General features: G+C 54.1%; 15 protein-coding genes. 8 read left to right on the plus strand and 7 right to left on the minus strand.

Features of this window, described 5'->3' with window-relative positions:
* Positions 1-110: 110 nt before the first annotated feature.
* Positions 111-746 (plus strand): nucleotide exchange factor GrpE, encoded by a 636-nt coding sequence (gene grpE / locus ACKPCT_RS17665; RefSeq protein ID WP_090072394.1) that lies wholly within the window; start codon positions 111-113, stop codon positions 744-746.
* Between the two features lie 593 nt (positions 747-1,339).
* Here the strand turns inward: grpE and ACKPCT_RS17670 are convergent.
* Together ACKPCT_RS17670 and putA are read right to left on the minus strand one after the other, a co-directional pair.
* Positions 1,340-2,221 carry a LysR substrate-binding domain-containing protein gene (locus ACKPCT_RS17670; protein WP_090072393.1) on the minus strand — a complete coding sequence of 294 codons (882 nt, stop codon included), beginning with the start codon at positions 2,219-2,221 and terminating at the stop codon, positions 1,340-1,342.
* Between the two features lie 241 nt (positions 2,222-2,462).
* Complete coding sequence (putA, locus tag ACKPCT_RS17675; protein WP_319567536.1) at positions 2,463-6,167, minus strand: bifunctional proline dehydrogenase/L-glutamate gamma-semialdehyde dehydrogenase PutA; 3,705 nt, start codon at positions 6,165-6,167, stop codon at positions 2,463-2,465.
* A 229-nt stretch (positions 6,168-6,396) separates the two neighbouring features.
* Here putA and ACKPCT_RS17680 point away from each other — a divergent pair, with 229 nt between their 5' ends.
* Positions 6,397-6,846 carry a winged helix-turn-helix transcriptional regulator gene (locus ACKPCT_RS17680; RefSeq protein WP_090072390.1) on the plus strand — a complete coding sequence of 150 codons (450 nt, stop codon included), beginning with the start codon at positions 6,397-6,399 and terminating at the stop codon, positions 6,844-6,846.
* Between the two features lie 65 nt (positions 6,847-6,911).
* Here the strand turns inward: ACKPCT_RS17680 and ACKPCT_RS17685 are convergent, their stop codons facing one another.
* From ACKPCT_RS17685 to ACKPCT_RS17700, 4 genes are all read right to left on the minus strand, one after another.
* Positions 6,912-7,859, minus strand: coding sequence for a diacylglycerol/lipid kinase family protein (locus ACKPCT_RS17685; RefSeq protein ID WP_319567537.1), 948 nt, complete (start codon positions 7,857-7,859; stop codon positions 6,912-6,914).
* Positions 7,859-9,085, minus strand: coding sequence for a glycosyl transferase (locus ACKPCT_RS17690; RefSeq protein WP_319567538.1), 1,227 nt, complete (start codon positions 9,083-9,085; stop codon positions 7,859-7,861). The genes ACKPCT_RS17685 and ACKPCT_RS17690 overlap by 1 nt, the downstream gene beginning before the upstream one ends.
* Positions 9,086-9,112: 27 nt before the next feature.
* Positions 9,113-9,907 carry an HAD-IIB family hydrolase gene (locus ACKPCT_RS17695; protein WP_319567539.1) on the minus strand — a complete coding sequence of 265 codons (795 nt, stop codon included), beginning with the start codon at positions 9,905-9,907 and terminating at the stop codon, positions 9,113-9,115.
* Positions 9,908-10,026: 119 nt separating this feature from the next.
* Positions 10,027-10,632, minus strand: coding sequence for an alpha-ketoglutarate-dependent dioxygenase AlkB family protein (locus tag ACKPCT_RS17700; protein WP_319567540.1), 606 nt, complete (start codon positions 10,630-10,632; stop codon positions 10,027-10,029).
* Between the two features lie 590 nt (positions 10,633-11,222).
* Here ACKPCT_RS17700 and dnaK point away from each other — a divergent pair.
* The 3 genes from dnaK to ACKPCT_RS17715 all read left to right on the plus strand — a co-directional run bounded on the left by dnaK (position 11,223) and on the right by ACKPCT_RS17715 (position 15,209).
* Positions 11,223-13,142, plus strand: a complete 1,920-nt coding sequence (gene dnaK / locus ACKPCT_RS17705; RefSeq protein WP_090072381.1) for a molecular chaperone DnaK — start codon at positions 11,223-11,225, stop codon at positions 13,140-13,142.
* Between the two features lie 81 nt (positions 13,143-13,223).
* Positions 13,224-14,348: a molecular chaperone DnaJ gene (gene dnaJ, locus ACKPCT_RS17710; RefSeq protein ID WP_090072379.1), complete on the plus strand. Its 1,125-nt coding sequence runs from the start codon at positions 13,224-13,226 to the stop codon at positions 14,346-14,348.
* 258 nt (positions 14,349-14,606) lie between these two features.
* The gene (locus ACKPCT_RS17715; protein WP_090072376.1) at positions 14,607-15,209 is read left to right on the plus strand and encodes a class I SAM-dependent methyltransferase; all 603 of its coding nucleotides are present in this window, start codon (positions 14,607-14,609) and stop codon (positions 15,207-15,209) included.
* Here ACKPCT_RS17715 and ACKPCT_RS17720 read toward each other — a convergent pair.
* On the minus strand, positions 15,206-15,766 hold the full coding sequence (locus ACKPCT_RS17720) for a GNAT family N-acetyltransferase (protein WP_319567541.1): 561 nt from the start codon (positions 15,764-15,766) through the stop codon (positions 15,206-15,208). The genes ACKPCT_RS17715 and ACKPCT_RS17720 overlap by 4 nt on opposite strands.
* 154 nt (positions 15,767-15,920) lie before the next feature.
* Here ACKPCT_RS17720 and ACKPCT_RS17725 point away from each other — a divergent pair, with 154 nt between their 5' ends.
* From ACKPCT_RS17725 to ACKPCT_RS17735, 3 genes are all read left to right on the plus strand, one after another.
* A complete protein-coding gene (locus ACKPCT_RS17725; protein ID WP_319567542.1) occupies positions 15,921-16,505 on the plus strand; it encodes an NADPH-dependent FMN reductase in 585 nt (194 codons plus the stop codon).
* Between the two features lie 111 nt (positions 16,506-16,616).
* The gene (gene pyrF / locus ACKPCT_RS17730; protein WP_319567543.1) at positions 16,617-17,327 is read left to right on the plus strand and encodes an orotidine-5'-phosphate decarboxylase; all 711 of its coding nucleotides are present in this window, start codon (positions 16,617-16,619) and stop codon (positions 17,325-17,327) included.
* 11 nt (positions 17,328-17,338) lie between these two features.
* Positions 17,339-17,896 (plus strand): GNAT family N-acetyltransferase, encoded by a 558-nt coding sequence (locus ACKPCT_RS17735; protein WP_319567544.1) that lies wholly within the window; start codon positions 17,339-17,341, stop codon positions 17,894-17,896.
* The last annotated feature ends 157 nt before the right edge of the window (positions 17,897-18,053 follow it).

Raw genomic sequence — 18,053 nt, forward strand, 5'->3', positions numbered from 1 at the left:
GCTCTTGATTTTTTGATCAGAAAGCTCGATATCCGGTTCAAACTCATGCCCGGGCAGTGGATGCACGCTGCCTGCCATTTTGGGCACGCAATCAAAATAGAGGCTAGTAGATGTCTGACGAAACCCGTAATCCTGAAGCTGTCGTAGACCCGCTTGCCGAGGCTCCGGCTGAAGAGGTTTCCCAAGAGGAGACTTATCTCAATCCCCTGGAAGCTGCCGAGCTGCGCATTCAGGAGATGGAAAAAGAAGCTTCCGAGATGAAAGACCAGCTGCTGCGCACTGTGGCGGAAATGGAAAATCTGCGTCGCCGGACCGAAAAGGAAATCCGCGATGCCAAGCAGTTTTCCGTTACCAGCTTTGCACGTGACATGCTGGCGGTGGCTGACAATCTGCGTCGTGGTCTGGAAGCCATTCCCGAAGAAGAACGGGCCAACGCTGATGGCGCTTTGAAAGCTCTGCTGGAAGGCACCGAGATGACCGAACGGGAAATGCTCAAGACCCTGGAAAAGCACGGCGTCAAGAAGCTGAACCCGGAAGGGGAGAAATTCGACCCGAATTATCATCAGGCCATGTTTGAAGTACCCAACCCGGATGTTCCGAACAATTCGGTTATTCAGGTCGTGCAGTCCGGTTACGTTATCGGAACCCGCGTTCTGCGCCCTGCGATGGTTGGTGTTGCCAAGGGTGGACCGAAGTTCCCCGCACAGCCTGCCGATGATGCAGACGGCGTCGACAAGAGCGTCTAACGCGGCGCTGCTACGTCACCTTCCCTTAACGTAAGTGGAAGATATGAATTCGAAATTTCAAAACACCCGGACACCCTCCGGGTGTTTTCATTTGTCCTATAAAGAACCACAGCGTGCTTTATCATTTTGAATTGTCCGGCCTTTTAAGATCAGCAATGTGCCCTCTTGCTTGATCCTCATACGCCGAAAGTCTCATTACCCTAACGTAAGCGTCAGATCTTTAAGACCAAAGTCTTTGCAAAATTACCCAGGTGCGCTGTTTCGTCGCATATGCCCAAAGCCCTTTGCTCGTCAAATATGACATTGATCAAAGTTGGTCCAAAGCGGGCCGTCTAGACTTATTATAACCTTGTGGTTCGGGCTTGCCAGTGCGTCTCTCTCCTCCCCTCGACGTTCCTCTGCTGGTGCTACGTCCATGGATCACATTCTCAAGGAGGCTCCGCCGTGAGTCTCCTTTTCTTTTTCAAATCCATTATTTAAAGGCTACAGCAGGAGCCAATATAACGCGCGCTTTGATGCGTGCTGATTCCAGCGCCCTACTTGAAGGATCACTTTGACCTCGTGTGAGCTCATCGGGAACTTGTGCTTGGGCCTTAACGCATGCAGCCCAGAAGCCAGGCGCGCAACTGAATGGCCGCCGGTGAGCGATGGCCCCGTCGTCTCGTGAGGAAATAGCTGTCCCCTGTTGCGACGGATTGAGGCGCCAGCGATACAAGCGATTGCTCCATTAGGGAGTCTGCGGCCAAGTCCATATGGGCCATGGCGACCCCGCGCCCTTGCCTTGCCGCCTCCAGAAGCAGCCAATGATTGGGATAGCGAGGACCCGCAAGCCAATCCAGTTTGACATCAGGCTGCTGCGTACCCCAGAAGGGCCAATCCTTTTCCCAATGCGCATCGTGCAAAAGAGTGACGGACTTCCAGCCCTCTGCATGATCCAGCCCCATCAGGTCGCGATATTGCTCGGTACAGACTGGCATGATGCGGTCTTTAAACAACAATTCGGACAAGAGGCCGTCATCTGTTGCGGGCATTCGCGAGATCATCAAATCGGCTGTGACATTGCGCTCAGGATGACTTTGCTTGTCTTCCGCATCCACAAATACGGTAATGCCGGGATTCTCATTCTGAAAATCTGCCAAACGCGGCCCGAGCCATCCGTCCGCAAAGGCTCTGGGAGCCGATATCGTTACGGATACGGAATTATTTTCTTCCTGCGCCGGAGGCAAGAGCGTGGCGATTTCATCGAGCAGGCGAGACGCCTCGGGCACAAGCGCTTTGGCCCTGTCGCTCAACTCAACGCCATTGGCATGACGAACAAAAAGGGCTTCCCCGAGCCAGTTTTCAAGACCTTTGACATGTTGGCTCACAGCGGTGGCGGTGACATTCAGCTCTGCTGCAGCGCGTGCAAAAGACCCGTTTCTTGCGGCCGCTTCAAACGCCTTGAGGGCACTGAAAGGAGGGAGTTTTCTTTGCACGATAGGCCTCGCACTGCAGCGCTTGTGTTGAGAACTTGTCTGCTTCCTGTTTTACAGGACATGGCAGATTTCTCAAGCGGGGAATGGTCCGCCCTAAGACGAAACCGGTTTTTTCCGACTCACGGCTACCGCAGTTTTCAGGGCACAAGTGCCATCACTCAACGCCAGAAAGCAAAAAAGAACCCCGAAAGCAAAGCGCTTCCGGGGCTTCCAGGACTGTAAGGCTTTCCTAATATTTTGATTAGTTGGCCTCTCCTTCGGCGGCTGCCAGCAAGGTTGCGTTGCCGCCAGCTGCCGTGGTGTCCACGCAGACATGACGCTCCAGAGCAAAGCGGAAGGGGTTGGCTTCCGTGATCAGAGGAGTCAAAGCGCCATCTCTTTTGGCTATTGCCACACGGACAGTGCGCAGAGTTTCATTGTCAGCCATATAGGCAATGGCATCGATGCCTTCGAATTTGGCAATCGCATCGGCTGCGAGCACGCCGTCGAAGCCGATAATTGGTGCTCCACTCTCGGCGAGCTTGGTGGCCATGGCTTTTGCACCCTTGCCAACAAGAACAACACTGTTGCCAGCAACCAGAGCTGCCACAGCTTGCAACAGAGTCATCCGCTCGGTTGCCCCGACCACCATCACAACACCACGCGGTGCGAAGGTGAGGCGGTTGGATTCACCGGTTGGCCCGGACATGTCCCGCGGGCTCATGTCGCGCTGCAGGAAGACATCGAACGAAACCGGCAGATTGTAAGCACTCTTCAGCGCCGCGAAGCGATAGTCCTTCTCGGCCCATTTACTGCGTTTGGCCTTGTCGGCGCGCAGCTCATGGATGGCATACTGGATTTCCGTGACCGGAGCAGAATCCCCTTCCGGTGCGGCTGGCTCCTCATGCTTGAAGGGCATGTAGAAACGTTCCACATAGTTTGGTCCACCGGCTTTCGGTCCAGTGCCGGACAAGCCTTCGCCACCGAAGGGCTGCGAGGCCACAACGGCGCCGATCTGATTGCGGTTGACATAAGCGTTGCCGACCTTGATCTGATCAATCACTTCCTGCACCCGATTATCCATGCGGGTATGCAGACCGAAGGTGAGGCCGAAGCCTTTGGCGTTGATAGCCGCAATCACGTCGTTCAGTTTGCCCGCCTTGAATTTGGCCACATGCAGAACCGGACCGAAGATTTCTTCTTCCAGCTCTTCAATGCCGTTCAGTTCGATGATGGTCGGCGCGCAGAAAACACCGTCTTTCGGGGTGGAGAGCTGCTTGATCAAGCGGCCCTTGGCGCGCATCTTGTCGCAATGGTTATCGATGCCCGCTTTTGCGGCTTCATCAATGACCGGACCAACATCAGTTGACCAGTCCCACGGATTGCCAAGGGAAAGCTCATCAGTGGCCCCCTTGAGCATTTCCATCAGATGATCATAGATATCTTCCTGCACATACAGCATGCGCAGAGCAGAACAGCGCTGACCTGCAGATTGGAACGAAGACGAAACGATGTCTTTCACCGCCTGCTCGGGCAGGGCGGTGGAGTCAACGATCATGGCGTTGAGGCCGCCTGTTTCCGCAATCAACGGAGCGCTCGGGTCAAGGCTTGCCGCCATCGCACGGTTGATGGTCTGCGCTGTTCCGGTGGAACCGGTAAAGCAGACGCCAGCAATACGCGGATCAGAGGTGATGGGCGTGCCAACCACCGAGCCGCTGCCGGGCAGCAATTGTATGGCACCCTTGGGCACACCGGCTTCATGCATCAGCTGAACCGCACGGAAGGCCATAATGCCGGTCGGACCTGCCGGTTTGGCGATTACGGCATTACCAGCAGCAAGGGCGGCGAGAATCTGGCCGGTGAAGATGGCCAGCGGGAAGTTCCATGGCGAAATACAGGCGATTGTGCCACGCGCGGAGCGTCCGTCCTTGGCTTCCTTTTCGAGCCTTTCGGCTTCAGCGGCATAATAATGCGCAAAGTCAACCGCTTCTCTGACTTCGCCAATGGCATCGGTCATCACCTTGCCGGCCTCGCGGGAGGCAATGGCAAACAATTCCTCTGCGCTGGCTTCATAAAGCTCAGCAACCTTGGTCAGAATGGCAGAGCGTTCGGCCACCGGTTTGGCTGACCAGACCTCAAAGCCTTTCTCGCTGGCTGCCAGAGCCTTTTCAACATCTGCCTCGGAAGCCTTGACCACTGTGCCGATCTGTTCGCTACGATCAGCCGGATTGTAGACCGGGGAGGGGTCTTCCTTGGATTTGTGCCCGGCGATCAGCGGCGTTGCCTCCCACAGATGGGATTTGAACTTGCCACGTTTCTCGTCAATCGCCTCAATGGAAAGCGGATCAGTGTGGTCCCAGCCTTTGGAATTGCGACGCACGCCTTTGAAAATATCCTTAGGCTTGGTGAGGAACGGGTTTTCGATAGCATCGCCCAGCTCACGCACCTTGGCAAAGGGGTCACCCGCAATTTCCTCCGGTCTGATATGGGTATCGACAATCTGGTTGACGAAGGAAGAGTTGGACCCATTTTCCAACAAGCGACGGACCAGATAGGCCAGCAAGTCAGAGTGAGCCCCCACCGGCGCATAGATGCGGCAGGCGACTTTTTCCTGTTTGACCAGCGTGTCATGCAGCGCATCGCCCATGCCATGCAGGCGTTGAAGCTCATAGGAGCCTTTGCCCACACGAGCTGAAATGGCCATTTCCATGACGGCTGTTGCGGTGTGGGCGTTATGAGAGGCAAACTGCGGATAGATATGATCGGTCATATCCAGCAGGCGACGGGCATTGGACAGGTAGGAGACATCGGAGTTGGCCTTGCGGGTGAAGACCGGAAAGCCTTCCAGTCCCATGACCTGCGCCCGCTTGATTTCGCTATCCCAATAAGCGCCCTTCACCAGACGCACGGTGATCTTGCGATCCAGCTTCTTGGAAAGCATGTAGAGCCAGTCGATGACGAAGCTTGCACGGTGACCAAAGGCCTGCACGACCACGCCAAAGCCATCCCAGCCTTCAAGGGCCGGATTGGAAAGCACAGCTTCGATCACATCGAGGGAAATATCAAGACGATCCATTTCCTCGGCATCAATGGTGAAGTTCATGTTGGCTGATCGTGCCAGAAGGGCAAGACCGAAGGTGCGCGAGACCAGCTCGGACATGACGCGCTCTTTCTTGCCTTCTTCATAGCGCGGATGCAGCGCAGAAAGCTTCACAGACAGGCCCGGATTCTTATGAACCGATTTTGACTTGCAGTAAGGAGCCAGCGTGGCGATCGCCTTGGAATAAGCCAGATGATATTTGATGCCGTCTGCTTCGGTGCGAGCCGCTTCGCCCAGCATGTCGTAGGAATAAGTGAAGCCCTTGGTTTCGTAATGCTTGCCGCGCTGAATGGCTTTCTCGATTGTGGTACCCAGCACGAACTGACGGCCCAGCTCCTTCATGGCCTGACCAACGGCGGTACGGATCACCGGTTCGCCGAGGCGCTTGACCATGGAGCGCATGGAAGCGGCGAGACCTTCTTCATCTTTCTCCTTGAGGATGTTGCCGGTCAGCATCAGCCCCCAGGTGGACGTATTGATCAGAGAAGAGGTGGACTTGCCCAGATGCTGGCCCCATTCACTCGGGGTGATCTTGTCGGAGATCAAGGCATCGATGGTTTCAGCATCCGGCACGCGCAGCAGCGCTTCGGACAGGCACATCAGCGCCACACCTTCGCGGGTGGACAGGCCATATTCCGCAAGGAAATTTTCCATCATGGATGGCTTGGTGGTGGTACGGATGGTGCGGATGAGATCGGCCGCGCGCTGGGAAATGCGCAGGCTCATGCGTTCATCCATATGAGCTTCTTCGATCAGGCGACGAACGTTGCTTGCTTCGTCTGCCAGATAATGTTCGCGAATGACCTGACGCAGCTCTGAGAGGCGGGCGTCCAGATCGCGATGCGTGTCGAAAGACTGTTGATCCATTGGGCACTCCTGGAAGTAGGGCTCCGGTTTTGGCATAGCGATCCATCCTGCTTTTGATGCAGTTTTGTTTGAGATCTTAAAAACCGAAGGGATGTGTGATTGTCGTTTATTATGTCTACAAGGATAGCGAAAAAGCTCTAGTCAGAGTGACCAATATTCAGGTACATTTAGGATATATGACCGAAATTTTTCGACATATTTTCCGCTTTCACTATGAAAGAGACAATATATGGACAAATTGGATAGGTTCGACCGAAACATCCTGACCATACTCGCAGAGAATGGGCGCATCACCATCACCGAGCTTGCAAAAAAGGTCGGATTATCCAAGACGCCCTGCCAGATTCGCATGCGTCGTCTGGAGGAGGGCGGCTTCATCCGTGGCTATGGCGCCATCCTTGACCCGGAGAAGCTCGGCGAGGGTCATATCGCCTTTGTGCAGGTGTCCCTAAGCGACACCCGTTCGGAGGCTCTGAATGCCTTCAACGAAGCCACACGCCATATCCGAGAAATCGAGCAATGCCATATGATTGCATCGAATTTCGATTATCTTTTGAAGATCCGCACCCGCGATATGAGCAACTACCGCAAGGTGCTGGGCGAGAAGATCTCGGCTCTTCCCTATGTCTCACACACCTCCACCTTCGTGGTGATGGAAAGCGTGAAGGATAGGGGATAGAGGCAAATCCACTGCATCAAAAGCCCTTTCTCATCACAAGAGATGTCTTCTGAGGTACCAAATTTTCAAGGCACCAGAACCGACAGCTCCTTGGCGTGCAGCTCGATGGTGATTTCGTCAGGCAGATCGTAAAGCTCGCCATCACGCACACATTGTGAGCCTTCAGGCTTTTCATGCACGGTCAGTTTGACGCATTTGGCCGAGTGAATTTCCAGATCAGGATTGTTCGGCGTCTGCCCGATCAGAAGATCCGTCCCCAGTATCAATGCTTTCTGCCATGTGAGTTGGCCTGCCATATAGACACCCAGCTCTCCACCATCCAGCCTTTCCGCATAGGGCGGGGCAGTCGAGCCGAACATGTTGTTCGACACCGAAAGGGCGCTGAGCTGGCGTTCTTCGCTTTTGCCATCCAGATCAATGGTCACGCCGCAGGTCGGCATATGGGAAATTGTTTCCCAAAAGGCACGTGTGCTGGCCAGCATCTTGGTAATGCGCGACTGATAATCAAGATTGTTTCTCTTCCGGATCATTCTTGGATGCAGGCCCACCGAAAACTGATGCACAAAGGGGTCACCGTTGGCTGTTGCAATATCGGCGTCTTTCTTTTTGCCGCTTGAAAGCGCATCAATTGCGAGCTCCACATCCAGAGGGATGCTGAGCGCGCGGGCATAAAGATTCATCGTGCCGCCAGGTAGCACTGCAAGAGTCTTGTTGTTGCGCCAAGCAGTTTCTGCCGCAGCGGACACCGTGCCATCGCCTCCACCAGCCAACAGGATATCAAAATCGTCCGACTGGCTATGCTCTTTCATCTGGCTTATCAGGTCGGCTCCGCCACCTGTATAGATGGTCAGTTCATAGCCTGCGTCACCGAACGCCCTTTCAAGCATGCCGCGTACATGGCCTATTTCCAGCATCTGGAAGGTGCCACTTCCGGTATTCAGAAAAGCGGCGATATGGCCCGATTGTTTATCACTCTGCATGGGAGAGCCTTCTTCATGATCGCGCGATTGCATCAGACAACACCATATTCTTCATTATCCTGCTTCACCGCATTGTAGAAATCGAGCAGCAGATCATAATCTGCGGCGCTGACGCGGCTCCAGTTGGGAATGAAGGGCACTTCCATGGGGTTGTCCATATAGGCAGACCCCGCTTCAACGATATTGGCAGCAAACAGCTCGCAGCTACGCTCTTCCATATGCCTGTCCGTATGAAGCCCATTCATCATGGCATCATTGTAATAGGTCTCGACCATGTCCAGCGACAGGCGCAGATAGGTCGCCTTGAGGGTGCGGAAGAATTCGCTTGAGAAAATAATGCCATCAATGGCCAGCTTGCGATAGAGAGCCTTGGCGATGTCGGTTGACATGCGCGACAGGCCCGTGGTGGCATCTTCTTCCGAAAGCGGCTGATGCTTATGGTCATAGATATCGGCGATCTCCACCTGACAGACCGCCTTGGAGGAGAAATTCCGGTGTACCTCTGACAGAACGCCGATTTCCAGCCCCCAGTCCGAAGGGATGCGCATATCCGGCAGCATATAGGTGCGCATGGCGAATTCGCCCGCCAGCGGATAACGGAAAGCCTGCAGATATTCCAGATATTCGTTGTTGCCGATCAATTTACGCAGGGCAAGCAGCAGCGGCGTGATGAAAAGGCGGGTAACGCGGCCGTTGAGCTTGCCGTCCGCGATGCGCGGATAGAAGCCCTTGCAGAATTGATAGGAGAAATTGGGGTTGGCCACCGGATAGACCAGACGCGCCAGCATCTCCTTGTTGTAGGTCACGATATCGCAATCATGCAGAGCCACCACATCGCTATTCTTTGCCGAAAGCACATAGCCCATGCAATACCAGACATTGCGCCCCTTGCCCGGTTCGGAAGGGGAAAGACCAAGGGTCTGCAAACGCTCATCAATGGCCTTCAGCCGCGGCCCATCATTCCACAACACGACATGATCTTGCGGCAGGCGTGCAAAATATTGCTTGGCGTGGCGATATTGCTCTTCATTGGCGCGATCCAGCCCGATCACGATCTGATTGATGAATTTGGCCTTGCTCAGTTCATCAAGGATGTTGGAGAGGGCGGGCTGTTCCAGTTCTGAAAAGAGAGAAGGCAGGATCAGGGTGATTTTCCTGTTCTGGGCGTAGGTCTCCAGAATCCGCTCCATATTTTCCGCCGATGCTGTTGGAAAATGGTGCAGGGTCGCTACTTTGCCATTCTGATGAAAATCGCCCATATGACACTCCGTTTCTATTTTTCTTTGTCAGGCCGTCGCCGGTCCGCCAATATGATTCAATATTGCCTCGTTCCAGCCGGTTGGGCCGGGATTGTCAGCACGCATGATTCGGCCTTCATCTTCTCCCGAGAGCGGCGGTAAAGGCTTGCCTGCGGGATTGCTTATGATGACGCCGAAATCGGCTGTTTCCAGCATTTCAATATCATTTGCGGCATCGCCCAGCGCAATCGATTTGACCGGTGGTGCGGCCAAGGATTGCTGCTTCAAGATGCCCCGCATCTGGTCGGCCTTGGTGGCGCCAAAAGAGAGGGTGTAATAGCGCCCGCCCTGTCGTGCCTTAAGGCCTCTTTCTTCAATATAGCTTTCAAAGCGTTGCTTCTGGTGCGCGTTGCCTGAAAAAAGACCCGGCTCGGAGAAAAGCCGACGGGCCGCTAGGGCCGCATTGTCTTTTGGCAGACCGGTATTCTGTGCGATTTCCTCGACGCTCCAATCCCCAAAGCCGGTAAAAAGAGCCCGCAAATCGGCTGGCATCGCGTCCAGTATCGTGCGGATGTGCTGATAGTCACTTTGCGCCTCGGCAAGGCTTTCCGGATCAGCGTGCGCAGGCAACAGGCCAGCCCCATTCTCGACAATTGCCGGACAATGGGCAAAGCCTAACTCATCACGCAGGGGGGCGATTTCAAAGGCGGTTTTGCTTGAGGCCAGAATGAGCGGAATATCATGCTTATGCAGCAGCGCCAGCGCCGGTTTGGCCGGAGCGTAAGAATAGCTGGCATGATCCAGCAAGGTTCCATCGAGATCAGTAAAAATAACGAAGGACATAACCTGCCTGACTGTTGGCCTTATAAGGCGCGCAAAAAAACATTCCCTAACAGATAGCATCATTTCTGAAGCCAAACCAGCCACATAAGGTAGACAGGTCATACAACGCGGGTGTGACGTCAGCGCCCCTTAGCGCAGTCGCGCGTCACCCGTCGCATGGTCAGGTTGATCCTTCCGGCTTCCTTGAGAAGCATCGAAGTGCCCGGATAAATCCGATCGATGCCATGATAGGCAAGCCGATCCTCCTCATCGAGAATGAAAATATCTCCTGACCTGAGGATATAACTCTCTGTTGGGTCTTTTCGTTCCCTGCCACCGAGACGAAAACGCGCATCATCGCCCAGCGAGACCGACAGAATGGGTGCATCGAAATCCTCTTCATCATTATCGACATGAAGGCCCATCTTGGCATCGGGATGGTAATAGTTGATGAGACAGGCTTCCGGCGGCAATGGGTAGCCAGTGGTCACATCCCACAAATCCAACAGACTCTGCGGGATGGGCGGCCATGGCTCTGCGGTGACCGGATGGGTGGCTTGATAGCGATAGCCGGATTTGTCCGACACCCAGCCCAGCGGGCCGCAATTGCTCATGCGAACGGAAAAGGGACGCCCCCAGCGCGGCATGGTGGGTGTGAAAAGAGGTGCTTTGGCCACGAGAGCCCGAATTTCTGCAACAAGGGCCTGCTGGGCGGCTTCATCAAGATATCCGGACAGATATTGCATGGTTTGGTGCGCTCCTTTCTGATTTACGATCAGCTTTTTCAATCCGCGAACCTATAAGCCAGCGGAGAGGTTCTGTTTGCCGTGATTCGCCCTTTGCATGCATCCATATGACAGACCGGGACCATCCCTCAGCTGAATTAACCAATGCACCCCATATCATATGCGCATGGACATTTTTTGCCCATGCTAGAAATCGGGATAAATGCAGCTTCCTTCCAGCCTATCTCAATAGCCGCCAAGGCAGAATGGACGCCGAATTCATCCCATTGCTCCGATTGGACGCGCTTTTCTGAATAACCTTCACAGATGTGGGGAATTTTTTGCTTTAACCTGCCCTTAACCTGCCTGACCCTCTTTATTTTCTCGCCTTACTCTTATATGAGGGGTGCCAATTTCAAAAAACGTCGCAAATGCATTCAAAGATGCTGGATTTGCGCCTTGCAGTCCGCGTAAACGGCTCCTATATGTGCCATGAATGTAAAACCCAACCCGCGCATCAAATGCGCATCTTCATGGGGGCTGGGCCGAATTATCGGCGCTTATAACCGCTTTTAAAGGGTTTGACCGGCCTGCCGAAAGGAGAAGAGAGAATGAGCAAAGTCATTGGTATTGACTTGGGTACCACAAACTCGTGCGTATCCATTATGGATGGCAAAGAACCGAAAGTCATCGAAAACGCAGAAGGTGCACGTACCACACCTTCCATGATCGCCTTCACCGACGATGGCGAGCGCCTTGCTGGTCAGCCGGCCAAGCGTCAGGCTGTGACCAACCCGATGAACACCCTGTTCGCGGTCAAGCGTCTCATTGGCCGTCGCTATGAAGATCCGGCTGTTGGCAAAGACAAGGATCTGGTTCCGTTCAAGATTATCAAAGGCGACAATGGTGATGCATGGGTAGAAGTCGAGGGTGAAAAATACTCTCCTTCACAGGTATCCGCCATGATCCTTCAGAAAATGAAGGAAACCGCAGAAGATTATCTCGGTGAGCCTGTAACTCAGGCGGTCATCACGGTTCCTGCCTACTTTAACGACGCCCAGCGTCAGGCTACCAAGGACGCTGGCAAGATCGCCGGTATGGAAGTCCTGCGTATCATCAACGAGCCGACTGCTGCTGCTCTGGCCTATGGCCTGGACAAGAATGACGGCAAGACCATCGCGGTTTATGACCTTGGTGGTGGTACCTTCGACGTGTCCGTTCTTGAAATCGGCGATGGCGTGTTTGAAGTGAAATCCACCAACGGTGATACCTTCCTTGGTGGTGAAGACTTCGACATGCGTCTGGTCGACTATCTGGTTGAAGAGTTCAAGAAAGAAAGCGGCATCGACCTCAAGAAAGACAATCTGGCTCTGCAGCGCCTCAAGGAAGCTGCCGAAAAAGCCAAGATCGAGCTTTCTTCCTCGACCCAGACCGAAATCAACCTGCCTTACATCACGGCAGACGCTTCTGGCCCGAAACATCTGGCCCTGAAGCTGACCCGTGCGAAGTTTGAAGCGCTGGTTGACGATCTGATCAAACGCACCATCAAGCCTTGTGAATCTGCACTGAAAGACGCCGGTCTTTCCGCTTCCGAGATCGACGAAGTCGTTCTGGTTGGTGGTATGACCCGTATGCCGAAGGTTCAGGCTGCCGTTAAACAGTTCTTCGGCAAAGAGCCACACAAGGGTGTGAACCCGGATGAAGTGGTTGCCATGGGTGCTGCCATTCAGGCAGGCGTGCTACAGGGCGACGTCAAAGACGTGCTGCTGCTCGACGTGACCCCGCTGTCCCTCGGTATCGAAACCCTGGGCGGTGTGTTCACACGCCTCATCGACCGCAACACCACGATCCCAACCAAGAAGAGCCAGGTCTTCTCTACGGCTGACGACAATCAGAACGCCGTAACGATCCGTGTCTTCCAGGGCGAACGTGAGATGGCTGCCGACAACAAGGCGCTTGGCCAGTTCGATCTGGTTGGTATCCCACCGGCACCACGCGGTGTTCCGCAGATTGAAGTGACCTTCGACATCGACGCCAACGGCATCGTGAATGTGTCCGCTCTTGATAAGGGCACCGGCAAGGAACAGAAAATTTCTATCCGCGCTTCTGGTGGCCTGTCTGATGCAGACATCGAACAGATGGTCAAGGATGCTGAAGCCAACGCCGAAGCCGATAAGATCCGTAAGGAACTGGTTGAAGCCAAGAACCAGGGTGAAGCCCTTGTTCACTCCGGTGAGAAATCTCTCGCCGACTTTGGCGACAAGGTTTCCGAAGCAGACAAATCTGCTATTGAAGCCGCTATTGCAGAGCTGAAAACGGCCCTTGAAGGCGATGATCTGGAAGCCATCAAGGCCAAGACCGAAGCCATGACGCAAGCATCCATGAAACTGGGTGAAGCAATGTATTCGGCACAACAGTCTGATGAAGAAGCACGCGCTGCAGCTGACGCTGCTGCCGATGCGGCAAAGGATGACGATATTGTCGACGCAGACTTCGAAGAAGTTCAAGACGACGATTCCAAAAAATCCTGAGCGGACTTCATGAACAAATAGAACCAAATGAAGTCGGCGCCTCACTGGCGTCGACTTTTTGGTAAAGGTGGATGAGCAAATATGTCTAAAGCCGATTTTTATGAAACGCTCGGGGTCTCCCGCGGGGCTGGCGACAAAGAATTGAAAAGCGCTTTCCGCAAGAAAGCGATGCAGTTTCACCCTGACCGCAATCCAGACGACCCTGATGCCGAATCCCGTTTCAAGGAAGTGAATGAAGCCTACGAGATCCTGAAGGATCCCGAAAAGCGCGCCGCTTATGATCGCTATGGACATGCAGCCTTTGAACAGGGCGGTATGGGTCAAGGGTTCGGATCCGATTTCGGATCCTCGATGTCCGATATCTTCGAAGATATTTTCGGAGACATGATGGGCGGCGGCAGGCGATCTCGTGGTCGCGAGCGCGGAGCCGATCTCCGCTACAATATGGAAATCACCCTTGAAGAGGCTTTCCATGGCAAGACCGCAGAGATCGAAGTGCCAACCTCGGTTACCTGTACATCCTGTTCGGGTAGCGGCGCCAAGCCGGGCACCTCTCCCAAGCCATGCCCCACCTGTGCCGGCATGGGCAAAGTGCGGGCAACACAGGGCTTTTTCACGGTCGAACGCACCTGTCCCACCTGTCATGGGCGTGGTGAAATCATCGATGATCCCTGTGATAGCTGCGGCGGCGTAGGCCGAACCACGGAAAATCGCAATCTGTCCGTCAATATTCCAGCCGGTATCGAAGATGGCACCCGTATTCGCCTGTCGGGCGAAGGGGAGGCCGGTGTTCGTGGCGGCCCTCCGGGCGATCTATATATATTTCTTACGCAGAAACCGCATGACCTGTTCCAGCGAGATGGAGCGGACATTTTCTGCCGCGTGCCTATTTCTATGACAACGGCCATTCTGGGCGGTCAGTTTGAAGTTCCAACCGTTGATGGCGGCAAAACCCGGGTGAGGGTGCCTGAAGGCACGCAGAGCGGCAAGCAATTCCGCCTGCGCGGCAAAGGCATGCCGGTGCTGCGCAGCCAGCAATATGGCGACATGTATATTCAGGTCGAGGTGGAAACACCACGCAAGCTGACCAAGCGTCAACGGGAACTGATTCAGGAATTTGATTCCCTTACAAATGACGACAATCATCCTGACAGCACAGGCTTTTTCGCAAAGGTGAAGGACTTCATCGAGCGCATCAGCGAGTAGCTTCAGCAGATCTTGTCAAAGCTTGAGGAGATACCCTTTTTGAGGGTGTCTCCTTTTTTGTATCTGGCTTTTCCCTTATTCATCGCCGATACTGCACTATTATCATTAGCATATTTGGTTAAGGCCTTTTGCCTGACACAAATTGCTCTTACATGCATAATAGACGTGATTTTATTGGCACGAACCATCACCCCACGCAAAGCTTGTACCGAGCTTTTAAAGGGGAAATGATTTGGAAGCTTTGTTTTCGGGGATCCCATGCTCAAGCAACTGCGAAACCACGCACTGAAGGCCCATATTCCGGACGAGATCCGTTTTTTGAGGCGATGGTTTGACGATCCGCTTAAAATTGGCGCAGTTGCCCCGTCCAGTCCCGCGCTTGCACGCAAGATGGCGTCCTATATTCCACTGGATCAAACCGGGCTGGTGTTGGAGTTGGGGCCGGGCACCGGCGTGGTAACCAATGCCGTGCTTGAACATGGTGTTGAACCCGCCAATATTCTGGCTGTTGAATATTCCAGCCAATTTGTTTCCATGTTGCGGGATCGCTTTGCAGGCGTAAATGTGATTGAAGGCGATGCCTATGATTTTGCTGCCATCCGGCAACGGAATATAGATGCGCCGCTTTCGGCAGTGGTGTCCAGCCTACCGCTCTTCACCAAGCCCAAAGCCATGCGCAAACGTTTGATTTCCCTTTGCCTTGATGCCCTGAAACCGGGAGCCCCCTTCATTCAGTTTTCCTATGCTCTGGTGCCTCCGGTGCCCGAAAGGGAAGGGGATTTCACCGTTGAGACAAGCAGCTGGATTCTGGGTAATCTGCCGCCCGCCCGGGTCTGGGTTTATCGACGCCCTGTCAACTAGACTTGGCCGTGCGTCTCGCGCTCCGCGCTTCCTGCTATCCAGTTTTCTCTTGTGAGAAGAAAGAAGGAAAGGACTTCGCCATAGGCGAATCGATCGCCCTTGCGGCTTAGACCGATTTTCTGCAACACATGCTGACTGGCCGCATTATCAGGATCGGTCACACCGCAAATCGCATCAAGACCGAGCTTTTGAAAAGCATATTCCCGGATGACTATGGCCGCTTCTGTTGCATAGCCCTTGCCCCAGGCCCGCTGCACAAAGCGGTAGCCGATTTCCACCTCGGGGCCTTCTCCGGCCAAAGGCACAAGCAGAACCCAGCCGATAAACGCTCCCTCGACCCCTTCCCCTGCCTTTTCAAAAATGCTCCAGAAACCCAAACCGTCCCCATAGTCACGAGAAATGCTCTCCCGCATGAAGATCCGGTGTTCCGGTTCTGGTGGTGTCGGGCGGATATATTTGACGACCTCGGGGTCCAGATCCATGGCGACGCAGGCATCCAGATCGTCCAGCGTGCGTTCACGCAATAAGAGGCGCTCCGTTTCATAGGTGGGTAACATGATGGCTCCTTATCGCTTCCGTAACGCACATGAACAAAATACCTTGCATGAATTGAGGCTCTTGAGAAGAGCGATTGCAAAAATCGTCCAATCAGCCTTACATGGAAAAGTGACATTTGAAATAACGCGATTGCTATGACCAAGAGGCTCTATCATGCAGCAAATACGACTTCTTTGCTTTGCCGGTTCAACCCGTTCGGGCAGCTTCAACCAGACCCTCGCAGGGGCCATGGCCAAGGAACTCAGCCTGATGGAAATGGATGTCACCTATCTTTCTCTTGTCGACTATCCTCTTCCCCTTTTTGATGTCGAAGACGAAGCAGAAAAAGGCTTGCCGGAAAATGCAATCAAGCTGGCCAAGCTGATTGCTTCACATGATGGCGTTTTTCTGGCCAGCCCGGAGCATAATGGCTCTGTGCCGCCTTTGATGAAGAATACGCTGGACTGGCTCTCACGCGTGCCTGCAAAAGAGCAGGATCCTTTCACCAAACCTGTTTATGCTATCGGTGCTGCGTCGCCGGGGAAGATGGGGGGCATGCGCTCTCTGGCCCATCTACGCGATATTCTGACGGCTTTGGGCGCATTGACCATTCCCGAACAGATCAGTATCAGCGCTGCTCATGAGGCTTTTGACGACAAGGGCAATCTGAAGGATGACAGGAATGCCATGTTCCTGAGCGCCTGCGCGCGCAATCTGGTTTACATGGCTCAACGCAAGAAACCGCTGGAATGGGTTTGAGTACAAAGGCGCGCGCAAAAAGACCGCATGACAAGCTGGACCCTTGCGAGGTGAAGTGATAAGCCTTTGCCAATTTGACTTAGCCCGAGCAACCAAAAGGAACAGCCGCCGATGTCTCTTTCTCCTCGTGACCGCCTCATTGTCCCGCTTGATGTCCCCAGCGTTGAAGATGCACGCACCATCATTGCGGATCTTGGTGACAGCGTTTCTTTCTACAAGATCGGCTATCAGCTTGGATATGCGGGTGGATTTGATCTTGCGCGCGAATTGATCAGCGAGGGCAAAGATGTCTTCATGGATCTCAAGCTATTGGATATCGACAACACCATCGAGAAGGGTGTTGTGTCCATTTCAACGCTCGGCGCTAAGTTCCTGACCATTCACGCCTATCCCAAGGCCATGCGGGCCGCAGTGGCCGGCAGGGGCGAAAGCGGGCTCAACCTGCTGGGCGTTACGGTGCTTACATCCATGGATGACGCAGATCTTGAAGAAGCGGGCTATCGCTTCAAGGCTGGCGAGCTGGTTGCGAAAAGGGCCGCCGATGCCCGCGCCGCCGGTATGGATGGCATTGTCTGCTCTGCTCAGGAAGCCGATGCCATGCGCGCCATCGTCGGGCCGGACATAGCTATCGTCACGCCGGGCATTCGCCCTGCTGGTACTGATGTCGGCGATCAGAAACGCGTCATGACCCCGAAAAAGGCCATTGCAGCCGGTGCAGACTATCTGGTGGTCGGACGGCCGATTCTGGCAGCAGAAAAGCGCAAGGACATGGCGCTCAGCATCGTCGCTGACATCGAGGCGGCGCTTTCTGACCGCGCTTGATACGATAGGACATGTGTAGAAAGCTCCCAGCCATCCGGTATGCTCTGGCGGCAGACATACCGGAGCTTCAGGCCATTGAAGTGGCTGCAGCCTCTCTTTTTCACAAGACACCCTATTCGGAGTTGGCGCTCGCACCGCCACTTTCCGCTCAGACCTATGAGACGCATTTTGCCAACAAGCATCCCGTTTTTGTTGCTGAGATAGAGACAAACAACGAGGCGAACCAAGATCAGACACGCATGGTCAAAGCCGGATTTGCCGTTGCGGCTCCGTTAGGCGAGGGGCTGCATCTGTATGAGCTGTCTGTCCATAAAAGGGATCAGGGCCGGGGAGTAGGGCGCGCGCTTATCAAGCATGTGTTGACTTATGCGCGCGAGAAGGGCTTTCCGTGTGTCACGCTTACGACCTACTCGGACATCAGCTGGAATGGCCCTTTCTATCGCTCGGCTGGATTTTCCATTCTCCCCACTGCAAGGGCAAATTCCGAACTCAAGACCATCCTGCAAAAGGAAATTGACGCGGGCGCCAATGCTGAGACGCGCTGCATCATGCATATTGATTTGGCGTGACAGTGAGCTTGGGTCCCATCTTTAGACCTTCAGGGATTTGACAGCGGATTCTTTGAAAGAGTACAGCCACATCTCTCACCGAGTGAATGGCTTGGTCCTCTTTTTAAAGGAACAAACAGGGTTCCATCCTGCCGCATAGAGTCCGTCATAAGCGGAG

It is taken from the genome of Cohaesibacter marisflavi (genome assembly GCF_963665895.2).
Classification (GTDB): domain Bacteria; phylum Pseudomonadota; class Alphaproteobacteria; order Rhizobiales; family Cohaesibacteraceae; genus Cohaesibacter; species Cohaesibacter marisflavi.

Coding starts and splice junctions, on each gene's coding strand:
- ACKPCT_RS17725 (WP_319567542.1), top strand. CDS start 15,921: ATGCAGCAAATACGACTTCTTTGCTTTGCCGGTTCAACCCGTTCGGGC.
- ACKPCT_RS17715 (WP_090072376.1), top strand. CDS start 14,607: ATGCTCAAGCAACTGCGAAACCACGCACTGAAGGCCCATATTCCGGAC.
- pyrF (WP_319567543.1), top strand. CDS start 16,617: ATGTCTCTTTCTCCTCGTGACCGCCTCATTGTCCCGCTTGATGTCCCC.
- ACKPCT_RS17680 (WP_090072390.1), top strand. CDS start 6,397: ATGGACAAATTGGATAGGTTCGACCGAAACATCCTGACCATACTCGCA.
- ACKPCT_RS17735 (WP_319567544.1), top strand. CDS start 17,339: ATGTGTAGAAAGCTCCCAGCCATCCGGTATGCTCTGGCGGCAGACATA.
- ACKPCT_RS17685 (WP_319567537.1), bottom strand. CDS start 7,859: ATGCAATCGCGCGATCATGAAGAAGGCTCTCCCATGCAGAGTGATAAA.
- ACKPCT_RS17690 (WP_319567538.1), bottom strand. CDS start 9,085: ATGGGCGATTTTCATCAGAATGGCAAAGTAGCGACCCTGCACCATTTT.
- grpE (WP_090072394.1), top strand. CDS start 111: ATGTCTGACGAAACCCGTAATCCTGAAGCTGTCGTAGACCCGCTTGCC.
- dnaK (WP_090072381.1), top strand. CDS start 11,223: ATGAGCAAAGTCATTGGTATTGACTTGGGTACCACAAACTCGTGCGTA.
- putA (WP_319567536.1), bottom strand. CDS start 6,167: ATGGATCAACAGTCTTTCGACACGCATCGCGATCTGGACGCCCGCCTC.
- ACKPCT_RS17695 (WP_319567539.1), bottom strand. CDS start 9,907: ATGTCCTTCGTTATTTTTACTGATCTCGATGGAACCTTGCTGGATCAT.
- ACKPCT_RS17700 (WP_319567540.1), bottom strand. CDS start 10,632: ATGCAATATCTGTCCGGATATCTTGATGAAGCCGCCCAGCAGGCCCTT.
- dnaJ (WP_090072379.1), top strand. CDS start 13,224: ATGTCTAAAGCCGATTTTTATGAAACGCTCGGGGTCTCCCGCGGGGCT.
- ACKPCT_RS17720 (WP_319567541.1), bottom strand. CDS start 15,766: ATGTTACCCACCTATGAAACGGAGCGCCTCTTATTGCGTGAACGCACG.